Origin of the sequence: Brevundimonas bullata (assembly GCF_014207965.1) — a bacterium.
GTDB classification, from domain to species: domain Bacteria; phylum Pseudomonadota; class Alphaproteobacteria; order Caulobacterales; family Caulobacteraceae; genus Brevundimonas; species Brevundimonas bullata_A.
In genome coordinates this window covers 74,125-95,241 of sequence record NZ_JACHLM010000005.1, presented here as the reverse complement: position 1 = coordinate 95,241, position 21,117 = coordinate 74,125, and the positions used below count along the sequence as shown (strand labels likewise).

At 68.1% G+C, this 21,117-nt stretch carries 13 protein-coding genes; 11 read left to right on the top strand and 2 right to left on the bottom strand.

Annotation, left to right across the window (positions count from 1 at the left end; all coding sequences use genetic code 11):
• The first annotated feature begins 15 nt into the window (after positions 1-15).
• Both HNP51_RS14040 and HNP51_RS14035 read left to right on the top strand, forming a co-directional pair.
• Complete coding sequence (locus HNP51_RS14040; protein ID WP_184272125.1) at positions 16-1,485, top strand: oligogalacturonate lyase family protein; 1,470 nt, start codon at positions 16-18, stop codon at positions 1,483-1,485.
• A gap of 352 nt (positions 1,486-1,837) precedes the next feature.
• Complete coding sequence (locus HNP51_RS14035) at positions 1,838-4,552, top strand: TonB-dependent receptor (RefSeq protein WP_184272128.1); 2,715 nt, start codon at positions 1,838-1,840, stop codon at positions 4,550-4,552.
• A gap of 138 nt (positions 4,553-4,690) precedes the next feature.
• Here the strand turns inward: HNP51_RS14035 and HNP51_RS14030 are convergent, their stop codons facing one another.
• Positions 4,691-6,067, bottom strand: coding sequence for a glycoside hydrolase family 28 protein (locus HNP51_RS14030; protein ID WP_184272131.1), 1,377 nt, complete (start codon positions 6,065-6,067; stop codon positions 4,691-4,693).
• 151 nt (positions 6,068-6,218) lie between these two features.
• Between HNP51_RS14030 and HNP51_RS14025 the strand changes: the two genes are divergently transcribed.
• Positions 6,219-8,468 carry a glycoside hydrolase family 88 protein gene (locus HNP51_RS14025; RefSeq protein WP_311769958.1) on the top strand — a complete coding sequence of 750 codons (2,250 nt, stop codon included), beginning with the start codon at positions 6,219-6,221 and terminating at the stop codon, positions 8,466-8,468.
• Between the two features lie 322 nt (positions 8,469-8,790).
• Positions 8,791-9,777: a helix-turn-helix domain-containing protein gene (locus HNP51_RS14020; RefSeq protein WP_184272137.1), complete on the top strand. Its 987-nt coding sequence runs from the start codon at positions 8,791-8,793 to the stop codon at positions 9,775-9,777.
• 21 nt (positions 9,778-9,798) lie between these two features.
• Here the strand turns inward: HNP51_RS14020 and HNP51_RS14015 are convergent, their stop codons facing one another.
• Positions 9,799-12,000 carry a TonB-dependent receptor gene (locus HNP51_RS14015; RefSeq protein WP_184272140.1) on the bottom strand — a complete coding sequence of 734 codons (2,202 nt, stop codon included), beginning with the start codon at positions 11,998-12,000 and terminating at the stop codon, positions 9,799-9,801.
• Positions 12,001-12,122: 122 nt separating this feature from the next.
• Here HNP51_RS14015 and HNP51_RS14010 point away from each other — a divergent pair, with 122 nt between their 5' ends.
• The 7 genes from HNP51_RS14010 (at position 12,123) to HNP51_RS13980 (ending at position 21,087) form a co-directional block, all read left to right on the top strand.
• On the top strand, positions 12,123-13,103 hold the full coding sequence (locus HNP51_RS14010) for a DUF1295 domain-containing protein (RefSeq protein WP_260398521.1): 981 nt from the start codon (positions 12,123-12,125) through the stop codon (positions 13,101-13,103).
• Complete coding sequence (locus HNP51_RS14005) at positions 13,100-13,999, top strand: SDR family NAD(P)-dependent oxidoreductase (RefSeq protein ID WP_184272143.1); 900 nt, start codon at positions 13,100-13,102, stop codon at positions 13,997-13,999. Before HNP51_RS14010 ends, HNP51_RS14005 begins: the two co-directional genes overlap by 4 nt.
• A gap of 91 nt (positions 14,000-14,090) precedes the next feature.
• A complete protein-coding gene (locus tag HNP51_RS14000) occupies positions 14,091-15,551 on the top strand; it encodes a carotenoid oxygenase family protein (protein ID WP_184272146.1) in 1,461 nt (486 codons plus the stop codon).
• A gap of 4 nt (positions 15,552-15,555) precedes the next feature.
• Complete coding sequence (locus tag HNP51_RS13995) at positions 15,556-16,701, top strand: acyl-CoA thiolase (protein ID WP_184272149.1); 1,146 nt, start codon at positions 15,556-15,558, stop codon at positions 16,699-16,701.
• 2 nt (positions 16,702-16,703) lie between these two features.
• Positions 16,704-18,386, top strand: coding sequence for an aldehyde dehydrogenase family protein (locus HNP51_RS13990; RefSeq protein ID WP_184272152.1), 1,683 nt, complete (start codon positions 16,704-16,706; stop codon positions 18,384-18,386).
• Positions 18,383-19,612 carry a thiolase family protein gene (locus HNP51_RS13985; RefSeq protein WP_184272155.1) on the top strand — a complete coding sequence of 410 codons (1,230 nt, stop codon included), beginning with the start codon at positions 18,383-18,385 and terminating at the stop codon, positions 19,610-19,612. The genes HNP51_RS13990 and HNP51_RS13985 overlap by 4 nt, the downstream gene beginning before the upstream one ends.
• Positions 19,609-21,087 carry a class I adenylate-forming enzyme family protein gene (locus tag HNP51_RS13980; protein ID WP_184272158.1) on the top strand — a complete coding sequence of 493 codons (1,479 nt, stop codon included), beginning with the start codon at positions 19,609-19,611 and terminating at the stop codon, positions 21,085-21,087. The genes HNP51_RS13985 and HNP51_RS13980 overlap by 4 nt, the downstream gene beginning before the upstream one ends.
• Positions 21,088-21,117 lie beyond the last annotated feature (30 nt).

Sequence of the window (21,117 nt, the reverse complement as noted above, 5' to 3'; positions counted from 1 at the left end):
CAAGAGGACCGCCCCATGACGACCTCCCGCCGTTCCGCCCTCAAGGCCCTGTTGGCCGCCCCCGCTCTGGGGGCCGCCACCGGCGCCGCCACGTCAGCCTCGGCCCAGACCGCAGGCGCGCAACAACTGCAACCCGCCCTGCCCCCGGCCGGTCAGGTTCCGGCATGGCCCGCGCCCAACACCGCCCCGCCGTCGACCCAGGAAACGCCGCACCAGCCGCCGCAATGGTCCAGCCCCGTGCCGACGGATTGGATCGACCAGAAGACGGGCCACCGCATCCGCCGCCTGACGCCGGACGGCGGCGGCAAGCCCTATTTCTACAAGAACATGTTCCTGCCGGCGAAGGCGGGCGCGCCGGACCTGATGGTCATCTCAACGCCCCAGGGCATCTCGACGGTGGACCTGAAGACCTGGGCGCTGAGCGTCCTGGTCCCCGATCGCAACGCCGACCTGATGTTCACCGGGCGCAAGGGTCGCAACGTCTATTACTCGGTCACCGAGCCGGGCGAGGCCCAGCTGATGGACCGCGCCAAGACGATCTACGTCATCGACGTGGACACGAAGCGCACGCGTCGGATCGCCCGAATCCCCAACGGCGCCGTCAACTCGGTCAACGCCGACGAGACCCTGCTGCTGGGTTTTGTCGCCCATGGGTCGGAGCCGCTACAGCCGGGCGTCGGCGACCCGCGCAACCGCCGCTTCGACCAGGCTGAGTACGCAGCTACCGGCCCGGACGGAAAGCCGCTGAACTTCGCCCGCGCCAAGGGGGTGCGGATGCTGCAACGCTGGGCCGCGCGCTATCCGATGGCGATCTTCGTCATCGACATGGCCACCGGCGAGCGCCGCGTCATCCACTCGACCAACGAGTGGATCGGCCACACCCAGTTCTCGCCGACCGATCCCGACCGCATCATCTTCTGCCACGAAGGCCCCTGGCACCGGGTCGATCGCATGTGGACGATGAAGGTCGACGGCTCGGACCTGCGCAAGACCCACACGCGGACCATGAATTTCGAGATCTTCGGGCACGAGTGGTTCAGCCCCGACGGCAAACAGGTGCTGTACGATCTGCAGACCCCGCGCGGTCAGGTCTTCTGGGTCGCCTCGGTCGATCTTGAAACCGGCAAGCGCGTCTATCGCCGGGTCGAGCAGAACGACTGGTCGGTCCACTACAATGTCTCGCCCGACGGCCGGATGTTCGCCGGCGACGGCGGCGACGGCGACATGGTGGCCCACGCCCCGGACGGCAAATGGATCGTCCTGCTGCGCCCCGAGCCTATCGTCGACGAGGACCCCTCCAGCGACAAGGAGGACCAGATCAGCGTCGAATACCTGCGCTCGGAGCGACTGGTGGACCTGTCCAACCACGACTACCGGCTGGAGCCCAATCTGACCTTCACGCCGGACGGCCGCTGGATCGTCTTCGTGTCCAACATGCACGGCAAGAACCACGTCTACGCCGTCGAGGTGGCGCGCGCGGCCTGACGGGATCAGACATGCGGCAAGGTCCGGAGCGATCCGGGGCCTTGCCGCCATCACGCCCAACGAGATACCAACGTTCCGCAATTCGAGATCGCATCCCAGCCGTCTTCAGCGCAGCATGCTCTTGAAAACGACAGCGTTGGCCGACGACGGCGAAGCGTCTCACGGTCGATCATCCTTTTGGATACAAACACATTTCTGACGCCTTCATGCCCTCAGAATGTCCGACCGACATCAGCGTGTTGCAAAAGACGGGAAGCTGTTGCAAGAAGTGGCACGCATCCGCATCCAACTATGCGCGACGCCATACCAACAAATGACACCGGTGCCACGAGCCTCGGTGCGGGGAGAGAACATGGAACGGCCCTTCAACCACGCCCGGACTCTGTGCATCGCCGGCGTCTCGGCGACCGCCCTGCTGTGGGGCGCTGCGCCCGCCTTCGCCCAGGAGGCCGCGCCGGCTCCCGAGCAGGAAGAAGCCACCACCGTCGATGAGATCGTCGTCACCGGCTTCCGCTCCAGCCTTCAGCAGGCGCTGAACATCAAGCGCCGCGAAGCCGGCGCCGTGGACGCCATCTTCGCCGAAGACATCGCCGACTTCCCCGACCAGAACCTGGCCGAGGCCATCCAGCGCCTGCCCGGCGTGACCATCGACCGTGAAAACGGCCAGGGCCGCACCATCTCGGTGCGCGGCCTGGGCGCTGACTTCACCCGCGTCCGCATCAACGGCCTGGAAGCCCAGGCGGCCTACGGCGGCAACCGCAGCCGCGGCTTCGACTTCTCGATGTTCGCCTCCGAGCTGTTCAACAGCATCAAGGTCCGCAAGACCCAGTCGGCCGAGATCGAGGAAGGCTCGCTGGGCGCGACTGTCGATCTGCAGACCGGCCGTCCGCTGGACTTCAAGGGCAGCGGGTTCAACTCGGCCCTGTCGGTTCAGGGCTCCTACAATGATCTGTCGGAAAAGACCGTCCCGCGCGTCGCCGGCCTGCTGAGCTGGTCGAACGATAGTGGCACCTTCGGCGTGCTGACCTCCGTCGCCTATTCGGAGCGCGCGCCGATCAGCGAGAGCTTCAACACCACCCGCTGGCAGGCCGGCGATGCCAACGCCGCCTATGGCGCGGGCAACAACTTCGCCGGCTGCATCCCCTGCACCACCAGCGGCCAGCGGACCGAACTGCTGAACGCCTTCTATCCGCGCATCCCGCGCTACACCTTCGGTAGCTTCAATGAGGACCGCCTGGGCCTGACCACGTCGCTGCAATGGCGTCCGTCAGACCGCACCGAAGTCGTGCTGGACCTGATGTGGTCGCGCTTCAACGTCGAGGCGGAAAGCCCCAACATCGAGGCCATCAGCTTTAGCCGCGCCGCTGGCGGCGTGCGCGACACCATCGTGCGCGACTACGCCATCGACAAGGACAAGAACGTCATCTCCTACGGCGTGTTCGACAATGTCGACATCCGTTCGGAGAACGGCTTCACCCGCGATGAGAGCAACTTCTACCAGGCCTCGCTGAACCTGCGTCACGAGTTCACCGACCGCCTGCGCGGCACCGCCAAGATCGGCGCCAACAAGTCCGAAGCCCGCACGCCGCAGTCGTTCTCCTACATGTTCGACGCCAACAATCAGAACGGCTTCACCTACGACTTCCGCGGCAACGACCGCCTGCCGATGATCAACTACGGCTTCGACGTCACCTCGGGCTCGCGCTTCACCCTGACCGAGCGCCGCAAAAGCTCGGGCGGCGCCAACTTCGAGAACAGCGTCTTCGCCGGCGCGCTGGAATACGACTACACGCCCGAGTTCACGATCAAGGCGGGCGGCGAGTATCGCACCTACGGCTTTGACACCTTCGGCTATCAGCAAGCCGCGTCGGTCCTGACCGGCGCTGACCGCGTCGTCGGCGTGGACGCCCTGGGCAAGATCGTCAGCATCGACGGCAAGCTCGATATCCCGACCGGTTCGGACCTCAGCTACATCGTTCCCGATATCTGGAAGATCAACGAGTTCCTCAGCGTCTTCGACGACGAACTGGTCCCGACCTACAACGGCATCCGTGAAGTCGAGGAGACGGACAAGGGCATCTTCGTCCAGGCCGACTTCAACACGGAACTGCTGGGCATGACGGTGCGCGGCAACGCCGGCATTCGTCGTGCAATCACGGAGACGACGTCCAAGGGCTTCCTGAACACCGACTACGTCACGGTGAACAACGAGTACGCAGACACCCTGCCCTCGTTCAACCTGGCCATCGAGCCGCGCGACGATCTGGTCATCCGCTTCGGCGCCGCCAAGGTGATGTCGCGTCCGGCCCTGGGCGACCTGACGCCGGGCGGCAGCCTGTCGACGCCGACGCGTCGCGTCTCATACGGCAACCCGCTGCTGAAGCCCTTCCGCGCCACCAATTTCGACGTGGCGGCCGAATGGTATTTCCAGAATGAGGGCCTACTGGCGGCAGCCGTCTTCTACAAGGAGATCGACAGCTTCATCACCACCGTCACCGAGACGGTGCCGTGGGCCAGCCTGGGCCTGGACGACAGCCTGTTGGCCGGCACCCCCGCCTCGCCGGACGAGAACTTCGACGTCACGCGCAAGGTTAACGGCGCCGGCGGTTCCCTGCACGGTCTGGAAATCCAGTATCAACAGCCCTTCAGCTTCCTGCCCGGCTTCTGGTCCAACTTCGGATTCATCGGCAACTACACCTATGTGAAATCCGAGGTCGAGTATGGCGACGGCCGCAAGGGCCCGCTGACGAACCAGTCTAAGAACGCCTTCAACACAACCCTCTACTATGAGGTGGATCGGTTCCAGGCCCGCGTTTCAGCCGCCTATCGCAGCGGCTATCTGCTGGCCTTCCCGGGCGGGAACGGCAACTCGGAAGAAGGCGTCAATGACACCGTCAACTTCGACGCGTCGATGTCCTACAACATCAGTGACAACCTGACCTTCTCTCTGGAAGCCCTGAACCTGAGCGACGAGTTCAACGACCGCTACGTCGATGCGACGGACCGCGTGTCGAACTACCGTCACACCGGCCGCGAGGTCGCTATCGGATTGCGCTGGAAATACTGATCTTCCTCCCTGAACCTTTCAGTGCATGACTTGGCCCGGAGCGTCTCGCTCCGGGCCTCTTTTTTTGTCCGGCATCCGGCCAGCAAAAAGCCCCGACGCCTGAGGCGCCGGGGCTCTGATATCAGAAGCGGTCGAGCGCTACAGGCCGACCATCCCGCGCGACGCCGTCACCTTTGGCCCCGTCCCGTCCAGGGTGTCGATCCTGCAGTCGCGGAAGCGCCAGTTCTCGGCGTTGGCGATGGTCCCCGCCTCGCGCACGTCCCAGTCCAGCCGGTCGAAGGTGAAGTCGCGCAAGGGCGCCTCTTCATAGGCGGCGGCCTCGAAGCCGATCTTGCCGCCCACCGCCTTGATGTTCGACAGGCGCACGTCGCGGATGCGAGGGATGCCCTGCTCGCGCGGCACCGGGGTGGCCAGCGCCCGCCAGTAGTCGGGAATGTCGGTCATGCCCGCCGGGATCTGGGCGTAGGAGTAGTTCGGATACCAGTTGAGGTTTACCCGGAACAGGGTCGCCACGTCCTGCAAATGGATGTTCTTCAGGGCGATGTTGTTGATCACCCCGCCGCGCGTGTGGCCCGACTTGAAGAAGATGCCCAGCGGCACCGGGTACTCGATGCGCAGGCCCGACACCTCGATGTCCTCGAACCCGCCCGAGGTCTCACTGCCGAAGGTCATGCCGGCCAGGGCGTCGCGCACGATGCAGTCCCGGATCTTCACCTGACGACAGGGCCGCGCCACGCGCAGACCGTCCCAGTCGCGTCCGGCCTTGATGCAGATGGCGTCGTCGTTGACCGACAGGTCGCAACGCTCGACCAGCACCCGCTCCGACGAGTCGATATCGATCCCGTCGGTCGAGGGACCGCGTCCGCCCAGGTTGTTGCGGATGATCAGGTCCGACACCTTCACGTCGCGCGAATAGCAGACATGCACGGTCCAGAAGCCTGACCGCGCCAGGTTCAGACCCGACACCTCGACCGCCTCGGAGTCATAGACGTGGATCAAGCGCGGACGGCGGCAGTCATAGTCGGCGGCCCAGCGCAGGTCCTTGGGATCATACTCGCGGCGCAGCGCCCAATAGCTGTCCCAGAAGACCTTGCCGTCGCCGTCCACCAGACCCTCGCCGGTGATCTTGGCGTTCTTCTGCTGGTAAATGTTCAACAGGCCCGCCGGCCACTCCATCTCGATCCCGGCGACGCGGGTGCGGACCATGGGATAGGCGGCCAGATCGCGCAGCCCCTTCAGCGTCGCGCCGCGTCCGATCAGCAGGGTCACGTTCGACCTCACGAACAGCGAGCCGGACATATAGACTCCGGGCTTCAGCACCACGGTCCCGCCGCCCGCGCCCGCCGCAGCGTCGATGGCGGCCTGGATCGGGCGGGTGTTGACCGCCTCCCCGTCGCCCACCGCGCCGAAGTCGGCGGCGTCGAACGTCCGGCCGGTGGATTGCGCAAAGGCGGGCGGTGCGGCGGTGGCGATGGCCCCGGTCAGGCCGAGTTGCAGCAGGGAGCGGCGATGCATGGGCGTTCCTCAATATACTGGCCGCCTTGGGCGACGGCGTCTTGTCGCGCGGTGTCATTCCGACTTGCGCTGCTCGATCACCATTTTATGGTACGACAAAGCAAATAGTGAAACCCCAAACCCATCGGGGTTCGTACCGGAGAGAACGCCTGTGACGCTACGCCGCGCCGTGCCGACGATTGCCGCCTTCCTGCTGGCCAGCACCGTCCTGACCTCTCCCGCACTGGCCCAGTCGGCCGCTGGTCAGCCCTGGGCGCCGCAGTCGAACCCCGGCGTCGAGGCCGAATGGCTGACCGCCAGGCCGCGCCCCGACCTGAACTTCCGCGCCGACGCCCGCCCTTCGCGCGAACAGACCATGGCGGCGGTCGAATACGTCGCCTCGTCACAGATCAAGGACATGGCGCAGCGTCCACTCGCCCTCTCGACCGGCAGCAACCTGACGCAGATGTCGTCCAACTGGGTGGCCGCCACCTTCTATATCGGCGCGGCGAAACTGGCCCGCGTGTCGGACGATCCCGAGACCCTGCGCTTTCTGACGGCGGTGGCCGAGCACTATAACTACAGCCTGCGCGGCGCCCGCTCCGGCCCGACCATGCTGAATGCCGACGACCAGACCATTGGCGACCTCTACATTGAGCTCTATTCGCGCCGGGGTCAGGACGGGGTGCTGATGCCCCTGCGCCAACGGCTGGACTACATGGTGCCGCATCTGAACCGCACGGCCGAGACCGAGGCCTCGATCTGGTGGTGGGCCGACGCCCTCTACATGGCCCCGCCCGTGCTGGCGCGCATGTCGGCCGTGACCGGCGATCCCAAATACATCCGCGCCATGGACAAGGAATTCCGCCGCACCATCGACCGCCTGTGGGTGCCCGAGCAGCGCCTCTTCCTGCGCGACCAGCGCTTCGAAGGCCGCACCGAGGCCAACGGCCAGCCCATCTACTGGAGCCGCGCCAACGGCTGGGTCATGGGCGGCCTGGCCCGCACGCTGGAGGCCATGCCCGCCGACTTCGCGGGCCGACAGGACTACGTCGACATCTTCCAGGCCATGGCCAGGCGCGTCCGCGACCTGCAGCAGGAGGACGGCCTGTGGCGCGCCAGCCTCTTGGCCCCCGACCTCTATCCGCAGGCCGAGACCTCGGGTTCGGTCTTCTATGTCTACGCCATGGCCTGGGGCATCAACCACGGTCTGCTGGACCGCGCGACCTATGAACCCGCCGTGCTCAAGGGCTGGGCGGCGCTGAACCGCCACGTCCTGCCCAGCGGCCTGATCGGCGCCACGCAGAAGACCGGCGACATGCCCGTGCCGACCGACCCGAACGAGGTCGGCCTCTACACCACCGGAACCTATTTGCTGGCGGGGCTGGAGGTCGCCGATCTGAACGGGCCTCAAAAGGCCCTGCCCCTGGCCGAGCCCGCCCGCGACACGCCCGAGGTCATCGCCGCCACCACCCCGACGCCCCCCGCCCCCGTCACCGTCGTCGGCGAGGCCGAGATCAAGCGCCGCGCCGAGGAGATGCACGCCACCCGCGCCCTCTCCTACGACCCGACTGCGCTGGCCCGCCCCGCCGAGGTCGAGCGCCTGACGCCGCCGCCCGCCGACCAGCAGCAGCCCCGCGCCGTGGTCCGCTTCGCCCCCGACCGTCTGGACGATCTGTTGTGGGAGAACGACCGCGTCGCCCACCGCATCTACGGCCCGGCGCTGGAGGCGCGCGAGGCGCCCTCGGGCTCCGGCGTCGACGTCTGGGCCAAGCGCGTGCGCTATCCCTACATGGACCGCCAATTGCGCTTCCCCAACTACCACGTCGATCACGGCGAGGGCCTGGACTACTACGACGTCGGTCGCGGGCGCGGCTCGGGCGGCCTGGGGATCTGGTTCGAGAACAAGCTGTGGACCAGCCGCAACTTCTCGACCTACCGCATCGAGGAAACCGGGGGCGACGAGGCCCGCTTCAGCGTCGACTACCGCCCCTGGCCCGTCGATGTGGCCCGCAAGGTCTGGGAGACGCGCGACTTCTCCCTGCCGCTGGGCACCAACTTCACCCGCATGACCTCAACGCTGAACTCGGACACCACCGAGCCCCTGATCGTCGGCATCGGCATCTCCAAGCGCCGCAACGCTGCGGGCGCCGGCGCCGTCACCCGCGACGCCGCCAACGGCCGCCTGATGTTCTGGGAGCCCGCCAACCCCGAGCACGGCTCGATCGGCATCGCCATCGCCGTCGACCCGGCCCTGGTCGAAGGCTTCGCCGAGGACGCCGACAACTATCTGATCCTGGTCCGCGTCACGCCCGGCCAGCCCTTCACCTACTATATGGGCTCCGCCTGGGACGGCGGTCTGGACTTCAAGACCCGTGAGGCCTGGGAAAATCATGTTCGCGACACGGCTTTCGGCTACTAGCTGCTCCGAGAAGAGGCCGACGCCCTCCATATCGTCCTTCAGCGGTTCTCGGTGATGCGAGCGACCATGGTCATGGCCGAGCCGCCGTCCGGTTCGGCCGACAGACGCCACAGGCCGCCGCCGCGCCGCCGACCGCGTGGCGCTTCGACTACAGCGAACGGGTCCGCCAGTTCTCGGAAACCCCGGACGGCGGCCCGTCCACGACCGGGCCTCAGGTCCTGGCCGAGTTCATCAAGCGATTGAATTGCGCCGGGCTAGCAAGAGGGGCAAATAGGGAGGATCAAGCCTGCGCATGAGAGCGCGCGGCGGACGAGTATCTCAGTTGACCGAACCCGATATCCGCTCCCTGATCATGGGCAATCCGGTCGCGCGCGCCTTTGCGATCACCGGCGACGCCTGGACGCAGTTGATCCTGCGCGAGGCCTTTTATGGCGTGCGGCGCTTCGGGGTGTGGCGTGAACGCCTGGGTACGCCCCGCAGCGTGCTGACCGACCGATTGCAGAAGCTGGTCGCAGCCGGTCTTCTCAGCCAGGAGCAGGTCGCGACCGGGACGCGGACGGAATATCGCCTGACCGAGATGGGCCTCGACATGTTCGGCGTCGCGGTGGTGCAGGGACAATGGGAAAAGGTCTGGGCCCAGTCGCCCCTTCAGGAACGCTACGCCATCGCCTTTTTCGACCGCGAGTCGGGTCGACGCCTCAAGCCTGCCGTCCTCACACGCGCGCACGGCGTCGAAGTAAAACCCGATAGGGTCGACTGGAAGCCGGGCCCGGGGTTGATCATCATACCTCCGCCAACGTCGCGCCGCCGTCGGTCGGCGCCGATCGAGACCGACCGCCCCATCATTGACCGGTCAACGGAGATCATGGGCGACTACTGGAGCTGGGCGGTGCTGTCGGCGGCCTTTTTCCGCCTTCGGCGTTTCGACGAAATTCACGCCGCTCTTGGGGTGGCGACCAACATTCTGGCCGACCGCCTGAACCGCCTGGTGCTTCACGGGGTACTGGAGAAAAGGCCCTATCAGACCGCGCCCGTGCGTTTCGAGTATCGGCTGACCGAGGCGGGGCTGGCCCTCTACCCCATCGTCCTGGCCATGCACGGCTGGAGCCAGAGATGGTTGATCGAACCCGACGAAGCCCCCCTAACACTGGTGGACCGAGCCAGCGGTGAGGCGATCACGCCCGTGGTCTGCGATCTGGACAGCGGCGAACCGTTGGACCCGCGTCGCATCCGCTGGGAGCTCGAGGCCGCGACCGGGGCGTCAGGCAAAGAAAAATCGCCCGCCGACGCGAAGCCGGACGGGCGATAGTTTTGACGACAGGAAGGACCGTCAGAAGGTCTTGCTGACCGCCACGCCGAAGGAGCGCGGGGCGCCGAAGACGCTGAAGCCGATGCTCGCGTTCTTGATAATGTGCTGCTGATATTCCTCGTCGCCGAGGTTCTTGCCGTAGACCGAGACCTTCAGTCCGCTCGGCGCTTCCCAGGAGGCGAAGGCGCTGATCAGGCCGTAGGACGGCACCAGCACCTCAGGTGCGTTCGACGGGTCAAAGTAGAAGTCATCCGTCCACTGATAGTCCGCTCGCGCCGAGAGCGTGCCGCCGAAGGCGTCCCACTGACCGTCGGCGTAGAGGGTGAACTGGCTTTCCGGCGAGCGAGGCAGACGGTTGCCCTTGTACGGCAGGGCCAGGGAGCCCGACACTGCGTTGGACGTGTATTCGGCGTCCAGCTGGGTGTAGGAGCCGCCGATGGTGATGTTGTGGTTCACCGCCAGCGCCGTCTCGACCTCGAAGCCCCGCACCTCGGCCTCGGCGTTGGACGTGACCAGGGTCAGGCCCAGCAGCTCATAGACCTGCAGGTCGGTGTAATCGAGCATGAAGGCCGCCGCGTTGAGGCGCAGCCGCCCGCCCGCCAGCGTCGTCTTGGCGCCGATCTCGTAGTTGTCGAGCAGTTCGGAACGCAGTGGCTTGGTCGCCTGGGCGCCGGTCTGGGCGGCGCTGGGGAAGGCGCCGGCCTTATAGCCGCGATCATAGCTGACGTAGAACCGCATGTTGTCGATCGGCTCGACCGCCAGCGCCAGCTTCCAGGTCGGTTCCTCGAAGGTGGCGTCGGCCTTGACGTTATAGGGCGAACCCGTCGGCCCCAGCGGAATGCCGGGAGGGGCGTTGGCGCCGTTCTCATTGTCCAGGGCCACCTGATGCACTTCGCGCTCGTCATGCGTCCAGCGCGCGCCGGCGGTCAGCTCCCAGATGTCGGCGAAAGGGATCGTGGCCTGGCCGAACACGGCGTAGCTGGAGTTGGTGGCGTCCTGATTGAAGGTCGTGTCGCCGCCCAGCGACGGCGGTGCGATCGGCAGGGCCGTCTGCACCACGAACCGCTCGGACCGCTCGACCTCTTCGCGGAACATGTAGACGCCGGCGACCCAGTCGATCGAAGAGCCGGACTTGGAGGTCAGACGGAATTCCTGGCTGATCTGCTTGGCCGCCTCGCTGGCGCGGTCATCGACCGACAGGGGGAAGCCCGGGAACGGCAGTCCGCCCAGGTTGTCGCGCCAGCTGTAGTCGTTGTCGCGATAGGAGGTCAGGGAGATGACGTCGAAGTTCTCGGCGCCAGACCACTGGGCGCGCCCGGTCAGGCCCCAGTTTTCCCGCTTCTGATAATTGTCCGCCGAAGAGAAGCTCTGCCGCACGTCCAGACCGGCGCGCAGGCTGTTCACCAAGGTCACGAAGGGCGCGGGCGTGGAGGAGGCCAGAACGGGAATGCGGGCGTGGCCCTGCATGTCGTCCTTGGAGTAGTCGACGCCGCCCAGGAAGCTCCAGTCGCCGGCGTTGTGCAGCACCTGGGCGCGCAGGCCGAACTGTTCGCCGCCCTCCAAGCCTCGGCCGGTCGGCACGTTCTCGGCGTAGCCGTCGTTCTGGTTCCAGCGCAGCGCCAGACGACCGGCGGTGTCGTCGCCCAGCTGGCGGTTCAGCACGGCCTCCACGCCGCGCTCGTCAAAGCTGCCGAGACGGCCAGTAAGCTGGGCCGAATTCTCGAAACGCGGCTTCTTCGTATAGACGTTCAGCGCCCCGCCCGAGGCGTTGCGGCCGTAGAGGGTGCCCTGCGGTCCGCGCAGGATCTCGACCCGCTCGACATCCAGGAAGGCCAGTGAGCTGGCGCCCGCGCGGCCGATGGAGACTTCGTCGATCGACACGCCGATGGAGGGATCGCTGGCGGCGGAATCGCTGGTGGTGCCGACGCCGCGAATGAAGATCTGCGGCTCGCCGATGTTGAACTGGGTCAGGGTCACGCCCGGCGCCTTGCCCGCCACGTCCTGAATGCCCGTCGCCGCCGTGCGCTCCAGCGTTTCGGCGTTGAAGGCGGTGACGGCGATCGGCACGTCCTGAAGGCTCTGTTCGCGACGCTGGGCCGTGACGACGACGTCGCCGAGCGTGACGGCGCCCTCGGTCGGCGTGGTCTGGGCCATGGCGGGTGCGGCCATCCCCGTGGCCAGCAGCAGCGTCGCGACCGACGCGCTGAATGCGGTCTTCCTCATGTTTCGCTCCCTCGACCGCGCCCCGGCTCCGTTGATCGGATGCTCCAGCGGTCAAACCGAAGCTTGCGCTAACGAACCTTGTTTGCAAGTCTTTTTACGCAAGTCATAAAGGGAGCCGTCGCATGAGACTGGATGGATGGATACTGGCCGCCTCGGCCTGGGTCGCGCTCGTGGCGATCTGGCTCTTCGTCATGCCCTCGAAAACACGCGGAAAAGCATGGCATTACGTCATGATGGCCGCGCCTCTGGCGGCCTTCGCCGCCGCCTTCGCCGCGCCGCCCTCCCTGTTGCGTGAAACATTGTTCATCTGGCTCGCCAGCGGTGGCGGGGTGCTGACCGTGGTCGCCCTGGGCTGGCTGGCGGGGACGGTGAAGCGCAATCACGGACTGATGGACGTGGCCTATCCGCTGGCCCCGGCGGCGGCGGCGGGGACGGGTTTCGCCCTGTCCGGCCTGCCGCTGGACCTGTTCAGCGGCCTGTTCCTGCTCAGCCTCGGCGTCTGGTCGATCCGGCTGGCGGTCCAGACCTGGGGTCACAACATCCACGCCGAGCGCCAACCCTATGCCCATTGGCGCAAGAGCTTCGGCCCCAGCTGGCTGTGGTGGAGCGGCTTCCAGGTCCATCTGCTGCAAGGCGTGACTGTCTGGCTGTGGTGCGCCCCCTTCGCCTTCATCCTGACGGCGCCGACGCCGCGTCCGAGCGCGCTGCTGGCCCTGGGCGTCGTCGTCTGGCTGGCCGGCTTCCTGTTGCAGAGCACGGCGGATCGCCAGCTGGCGGCCTTCAAGCGGGCGCCGGCCAACCGAGGCGGCCTGCTGGATACGGGCGCCTGGGCCTTCGTACGCCACCCCAACTATCTGGGCGAGAGCGTCATGTGGGCGGGCTGGTTCGTGCTGGCCCTGGCCCATCCGTGGGGCTGGGTCACGATCTTCGCGCCCCTCTATACCGGCTGGTTCATGGGCTACGCCTCCGCCGCGCCGTTCAAGGAGCAGCACATGGCGCGCACCCGGCCCGAAGCCTGGGCCGCCTATTGCGCCCGCACGCCCCGCTTCCTGCCCTGGCCGCGACCCAAGAGCGCCATCAAGACCGAAGGCGCAGACGCATGAGCGCGCTTCAAGATCGGGTCGTCATCGTCACCGGCGCCGGACGCGGCCTCGGTCGGGCCTATGCCCTGGACCTGGGCCGGCGCGGAGCCGCCGTGGTGGTCAACACCCGCCCCCGCCCGGCCGACGCGCCCGGCTCCGCGGAAGCGGTCGTGGCCGAGATTCTCGCCCTGGGCGGTCGCGCCGTCGGCGCGCCCCTGGCCGTCGAGGAGGCTGATTCCGGTGAGCGGCTGCTGGCCGTCGCTCTGGACGCCTTCGGTCGCGTCGACGGCCTGCTGAACAACGCGGGCGCGCCCGAGGCCAAGACCCTGCATAAGCAGACCACCGACGCCTTTCGGCAGGTTTTCGAGGTCAACTTCTTCGGCGCCCTGACGCCGACCCTGCCCGTCTATCGCCATCTGCGCGCCCAGGGCTCGGGCCGCATCCTGATGTCGACCTCGGCGGCGGGGCTGCACGGCGTCCACGGCATGGCCGCCTATTCTTCGTCCAAGGCGGCGCTGATCGGCCTGATGCGGGTCATCGCCCTGGAAGGCGCGGCGCACGGCGTGGCCTGCAACGCCATCGCCCCCTACGCCGCCACCGGCATGACCGCCGACTATCTGGACGCCGACAGCGCCGCTCGCATGGCGCCGGAACGGGTCGCCCCGGTCGCCAGCTGGCTGATGGCGCCGGACTGTCCGTTGAACGGCGAGACCCTGGTGGCGGGGGCCGGGCGTGTGCGGCCCGCCGCGCAAATCGAGGGGCCCGGCCTGGCCTTCGCCGCCGATTTCGCCCCCGACGACCTGACCGCCCACGCCGCCGCCCTGATGGATCTGCACGGCTGGAAGACCTTCACCGACGGCAACGCCGCCTTTGATCAGCTGATGGCCGCGCCGCTGTCGCCGACGCTGTCAAAGTAACTTGCGTTAAGCGACTTAACCGCTCATGGTCGCAGCAGACAAGGATGAGCGAGGCGCGATCTCGCTCACGAACAGGGAAGGAACAGCCGTCATGGCCGACGACGCCCGCCGGATCGAAACCGGACCGCTCAGCCCGTTGAACACGCTGAACCCCTATCTCCAGGGGGCCTATGAGCCCGTGGCGAAGGAGACGACCGCGCTGAATCTGGAGGTGATCGGCGAGATCCCGAAAGACCTCTACGGCTGCTTCTATCGCAACGGCCCGAACCCGGCCCAGGCGCCCGAGGGGATGCACCACTGGTTCGACGGCGACGGCATGCTGCACGCTGTCTATTTCGAGAACGGCAAGGCCGAGTACCGCAATCGCTACGTCCGCTCGGCGGACCACGTGGCGGACCTGAACGGCGGCTGCGGCGCGGGCGGGGTCATGCTGCCCTCGACGCGGGCCAATCCCGCCTCGACGCGCGGCGACAAGGTTTACAAGGACACGGCCAATACCGACGTAGTCCTGCACAACGGCTCGCTGATGGCGCTGTGGTACATCTCGGGCCATCCGGTCCGGGTGGATGCGCGCACGCTGGAAACGGTCGGAATCGAGACCTTCGGCGGCAAGCTGCCGCGCCACGTCTCGGCCCATTCCAAGGTCGATCCGCGCACCGGCGAGTTCGTCTTCTTCGACTATTCGCTTTACGAGCCGTGGATGACCTACGGCACGGTCAGCGCCGATAATGAGCTGACCCATTTCGAGCGCGTCGAGCTGCCGGGGCCGCGCCTGCCCCACGACATGGGGCTGACCGAGAACTACGTCATCCTGCACGACCTGCCGGTGGTCTTCACCGACGCCGGCCTGCGCAACAGCCAGTGGAACATCCACTTCGCCGACCAGCCCGCCCGCTTCGGCGTGGCGCCGCGCCGCGGCCGCGGCGACCAGATCCGCTGGTTCGAGACGGATAGCTGCTACATCTACCACGTCGTCAACAGCTGGGAGGACGGCGACGAGGTCGTCATGACCGCCTGCATGATGACGCCCAACGGCTATCCGCCGAACCCGGCCTACGGCCCCTATGCGGCCATGGTGAACGTGCTGGCGCTGAACGCCGTGCCCGTAGAATGGCGGATGAACATGCGCACCGGCGAGGTCAAGAAACGCCAGCTGGACGACCGCATTGGCGAGTTCCCGGTCGTCAACCTCGACTATTCCGCCCAGCCGACCCAGTGGTCCTATCACGTGGCCATGTCGAAGACGGAGCTTCAGCGCTTCAAGGGTCTGATCAAGTACGACCTGACCACGGGCGCCGCGCGGACCTATGATTACGAGCCGCAGATGTTCGGCTCCGAACCCGCCTTCGCCCCGCGCATCGACGCGCGGGCCGAGGACGACGGCTACGTCATCGCCTTCGTCACCGACGAAAACACGGGCCGGTCCGAGGTCCAGGTGATCGACGCCCAGAACTTCGAGGCCGGGCCGGTGGCGCGCGTCCTGCTGCCCGCACGGGTGCCCGCCGGCTTCCACGGCACGTGGGCGCGCGGCGACCAGATGGCGAAGGGTTGATCCGTTGAGCGCCTATATTCACGACGCCGTCCGCACCCCGCGCGGCAAGGCCCGCCCCGACGGCGGGCTGGCCGTGCTGAAACCGCACGAACTGGTCACGGGCCTGATCGACGCCATGGAGGCGCGCGGCCACGCGCCCCGCGCCGCCGAGGCCCTGATCCTGGGCTGCGTGGGCCAGGTCGGCGCCCAGGGGGCCAATGTCGCCCTGGTCAGCAAGATGCACGCGGGGCTGGACGACGCCGCCTTCGCCTTCGCCCTGAACAACTACTGCGTCTCGGGCCTGACCGCCGTGGGTCAGGCGGCGGCTCTGGTCCAGACCGGCGCCGTGGGTTCGGCCCTGGCTGGCGGGGTCGAGATGATGTCCCGCGTCCCGTTCATGGGCGACAAGGCCGACTACTACGAGGACGCCAGCTTCCCGCCGCGCACCCGCTACCTCCCCGTCGCCGTCGCCGCCGACCGTCTGGCCGAGGACATCGGCGTCACGCGCGCCGAGATGGACGCCGCCGCCCTGACCTCGCAGCAGCGCACCGCCTTCGCCGAGGGCACGCCGCTGACCGCCTCGCGCATTCCGCTAAACGGCCTGTCGCACGAGGAAGCGGCGCGCCCGAAGACCAGCAGCGAGAGCCTGGCGTCGCTGCCCCCGGCCTTCGCCGCCCTGGCCGCGCCCTACGCCGAGGCGCTAGAGGGACGGGTCATCGACCACCGCCATACCGTGTCGCACGCCCCGCCGATGAGCGACGGCGCCGGACTGGCCCTGATTTCCAGCCAGGCCGAAGGCGCCCGCGCCCGCATCCTCGCCTGGGCCGAGGCCGGGGGCGATCCCGCCGCCTCCCTGACCGCCGGCTTCACGGCGATGGACCGGGTGCTGGACCAGGCCGGGCTGACCCTGGCCGACATGGACCGGATCGAGTTCATGGAGGCCTTCGCCGTCACCATCGCCAAGTTCACGCGGGAACACCCGACGCTGAGCGACAAGGTCAATGTCGGCGGCGGCCACTTGGCCAAGGGGCACCCTATGGGCGCCACGGGCGCCATCCTGCTGTCGTCCCTGCTCGATGCGCTGGACGCCTGCGAAGGCCGCTACGGTCTGGTCGTGGCGGCGGGCGCGCAAGGCGTCGGCTCGGCCATGATCGTCGAGCGGATGGGCTGAGCATGAACGCGCCCTTCCCGCCCGCCGAGGCCCGCCGCGCCCTCATCGAACGTCACGCCCCCCTGATCGAGGCCGCGATCAAGGCCGTATCCGCCCGCGCCGCCTGGTCGCCGTTCAAGGATTCGCCCTCGACCAAGATCCACGGCCCGGACAAGCCCGTCGCGGGCAAGGCCGCCTTCGAGGCCCAGCTCAATCGTCCCTTCGACCTGGACCTGCCCGGCGTGATCGACCGCGTCGGCTCCGAGGTCTCGCCCTTCACCGGCAAGGCGCTGGGGATCACCTATCCGCGCTGCGATCCCGAGGCCCTGATCGCCGCCGGCCAGACCGCCTGGCCCGACTGGCGTGCCGCCGATCCGGAACTGCGTCTGGCCCTGTGCGCCGAGATGGCGATGCGCCTCTACGACGCGAACTTCGAAATGGCCCAGGCCGTCATGCACGTCGCGGGTCAGAGCTATACGCAAGCTTTCAGCGGCTCCGGCCCCAACGCCCTGGACCGGGGCATCGAGGCCCTGGCCTACGCCGCCAAAGCTATGCGCGACGTGACCCGCAGCGCCCGCTACGAACGCGACTTCGCCGGCGAAGCGGTCAGCTTGGACAAGACCTATGTCCTGGTCCCGCGCGGCATCGGCCTGGTCATCTGCTGCGCCAGCTTCCCGACCTGGAACGCCTATCCGGCCCTGTTCGCCAGTCTGGCGACCGGCAATCCGGTCATCCTCAAGCCCCACCCCATCGCCGCCCTGCCCATGGCCATCGTCGCGCGCGAATGCCGTCGGGTGCTGGCCGACTTCGGCTTCGATCCCAACCTGATCACCCTGGCCGTCGACACCCTGGCCGAGCCGGTGGCCCAGGTTCTGGTCGATCATCCCGCCGTCCAGATCGTCGATTTCACCGGCAGCCCCCGCTACGGCGGCCATCTGGAACGGACGGTGACGGGCAAGCTGCTGTTCACCGAGACGGCGGGCGTCAACACCGTGGTGGTCGAATCCGTCGCCGATCTGGACGCCGCCGCTCGCGCCGTTGCCCGCGCCGCCAGCCTGTTCTCGGCCCAGATGTGCACCAGCCCGCAGGTGGTCTATGTCACCCTTGCTCTGGCCGAGCCCTTCGCCGCCGCCCTGGTCGCCCAGATCGACGCCATCGCCGAAGACCCGGCCCTGGCCGCCGGTATCATGGGCGCCGTCCAGGGCGAGGTCAGCCTGAAGGCTGTGGCCGACGTGCGCGGGGCCGTGGAGCGGCGTCCCGGCGTCCGCGTCCTGCGCGAAGCCGCGCCCTACGCCCACCCGCAGTTCCCCCAGGCGCGCACCCTGACGCCCCTGGTGCTGGGCGTCGCCGGCTCCGCGCCCGACCTCTACGCCGAGGAGCATTTCGGCCCGGTCCTGTTCGTGGTGACGATGGAGGCCGACGCCGCCGTGGCCGAGGCGACCCATCTGGCCCGCACCAAGGGCTCGATCTCGTCCTATCTCTATTCGACGGATGAGGCCTTCATCGACCGCTCGACGCCGCTCTATGAGCAGGCCGGGGCCAATCTGACGATCAACCTGACCGGAGCGATGTGGATCAACTTCGCCGCCGCCTACAGCGACTATCACGTCAGCGGACTGAACCCGGCGGGCAACGCCTGTCTGGCCGATCTGGCCTTCGTCGCCGCGCGCTTCCGCATCGTCCAGCGTCGTCGTCCGACAGCATGACGACGCCGGTCTTCATCGCCGGCGTGTCGATGACCGCCCTGGGCAAACGCCCTGCCGACACGGTGAAGAGCCTGACCGCTGAGGCCGTGCGCGAAGCCCTGGCCGACGCGGGCGCGCAGGTCGGCGATATCGAGGCCGCCTGGTTCTCCAACACCCGCCAGCCCATGCTGGAAGGCCAGAACACGGTGCGGGGCCAGATCGCCCTGCGGCCGCTGGGCCTGACCGGCATTCCCGTGGTCAATGTCGAGAACGCCTGCGCCTCGGGCTCGACGGCCCTGCATCAGGCGATCCAGTGGCTGCGCGCGGGTGCGGGCGATATCGCCCTGATCGTCGGGGCTGAGAAGATGGTCTGGCCCGACCGGCCCGAGCGCGTCGCCGCCGCCTTCATGGGCGGGACCGACATCCACGACCGCGAGGGCGTGCTGGGCTATATCGCCGCCATGGGCGGTGAAGCGCCGGGCGAAGGCCGCAGCCTGTTCATGGACCTCTACGCCGCCCAGGCCCGCGCCCACATGGCCCGCTTCGGGACGACCCAGGAAGACTTCGCCCGCCTCGCCGCCAAGAACCACACCGCCGCTGCCCTCAACCCCAAGTCGCAGTACCGCACGCCGATGACGGTGGATCAGGTGATGGCCGACAAGCCCATCGTCTTCCCCTTCACCCGCGCCATGTGCGCCCCCGTCAGCGACGGCGCGGCGGCCATGGTGGTCTGTACCGCCAAGGGTCTGTCGCGGTTGGGCGCCGCCGCCCGCGCCGTGCGGGTGCGCGGCTGCGCCCTGGTCAGCGCCACCGACCGCGCGCCCGAGGACTACGCCAACCATATCGGCCGCCGCGCCGCCCGCGCCGCCTATGAGCAGGCCGGTCTGGGGCCGGAGGCCGTGGACCTGGCCGAGGTTCACGACGCCACCAGCTATGCGGAGCTTCAGCAGATCGAGAACCTGGGCCTAGCCGTCCCCGGCGAGGTCGGGGCGCGGCTGAGGGCGGGCGATTTCGCCCTGGGCGGCCGCACCCCGGTCAATCCCTCCGGCGGTCTGGTGGCCAAGGGACACCCGGTCGGCGCCACCGGCATCGGCCAGCTGTATGAACTGATCCAGCACCTGCGCGGCGAGGCCGGCGACCGTCAGGTCGCGGGCGCCCGCATCGCAGCCGCCGAGAACGGCGGCGGTTTCCTCGGCGTCGAGGAGGCGGCGACCGTCGTCACCATTCTGGAGCGCCCGGCGGCATGATCCGACACCCGATCCGCGCCATCTACGACAACCTGCCCGCCAAGCGCGACCGTCCCGCCCTGTTCGACGGCGACCTCGTCCTCAGCCACGGCGAGCTAATCAACCGGGTTGAGGCCGCCGCCGCCGACCTGATCGCGCGCGATGTCAGACCTGGCGACCGCGTCGGCCTGTGCGCCGCGAACAGCGCCGACCATGTCGTCGCCTATCTGGCTATCCTGCGCGCCGGGGCGGTCTGGACGCCGCTGAACCCGCGCAACGGCCCGCGCCTGAACAGCCTCTTCCAGCAGCGCGCCGGTCTGAGCCTGACCCTGCACGACGTCGAACACGCCCAGGCCATGGGCGAGACGGCCCGTCCGCTTGCGCTCGACGACTGGCGCCCGGCCCCGGCCGATGCGGCGACCCTGCCCCCGATTTCCGACGATCCCGAACGTCCCTTCGCCCTGAAATTCACCGGCGGCTCGACCGGCGTGCCCAAGGGGGTGCTGCAAAGCGTGCGCAGCGGGGCGGCGGCGCTGCGCTCGCTGCACGCTTTCTACGATTTCGGCCCCGATGACGTGAACCTGGCCGTCGCGCCGCTGACGCACGGGGCCTCCCACTACATCCTGCCGGTGCTGGCGGCGGGCGGGGCCCATGTCCTTCTGGACCGGCCCGAGCGCGGGGCCATTCTGCGCGAGCTGAAGAGCCGGATCACCACCGTCTTCATGCCGCCGACCCTGATCTATCTGCTGATGGAGGAAGGCCGCTTCGGCCCCGACGACTTCGCCCGCCTGCGTCACCTGACCTATTCCGCCGCCCCCATGCCGCCCGCCCGGATCGCCGAGGCGGTCACGCGCTTCGGCCCGGTGCTCTCAACCCTCTACGGCCAGACCGAAGCCCCCATGACCATCGCCGGGCTGTCGCCCGCCGAGATGGCCCGGCCCGAACTGCGGACCTCGGTCGGGCGACTGTTCCCGGACACGCCGGTCGCCCTGCTGGGCGCCGACGGCGCGGTCCGCACGGGCGAGGCGGAGGGCGAGATCCTGGTGCGCGGCGACCTAGCCGCCACCGTCTATCTGGACGACCCGGAGCAGACCGACGCCGCCCGCCACGAGGGCTGGCTGAAGACCGGCGACATCGGACGGCTGGACGCGGACGGCTATCTCTTCCTGCTGGGCCGCTCAAAGGAACTGATCATCAGCGGCGGCTACAACATCTATCCCGGCGAGGTGGAGGCGGCGCTGAACGCCCACCCCGCCGTGCGCGAGGCCTGCGCCTTCGGCGTGACCGACCCCGTCTGGGGCGAGCGGCTGGAGGCCGTCGCGGCCCTGGACGACCCTTCGGTGACGCCCGAGGCCCTGACCGCCTTCGTGCGCGAGGCCGTCGGCCCGGTGCGCACCCCCAAGACCCTTCATATCGTCGCCGCCCTGCCCCGCAATCCGGTGGGCAAGGTGGTGCGCGGCGAGGTGAAGTCACTGATCTATCCGGCGCCTCAATGACCGGAAGACGTAAAAGAGAACCAGGGAGAA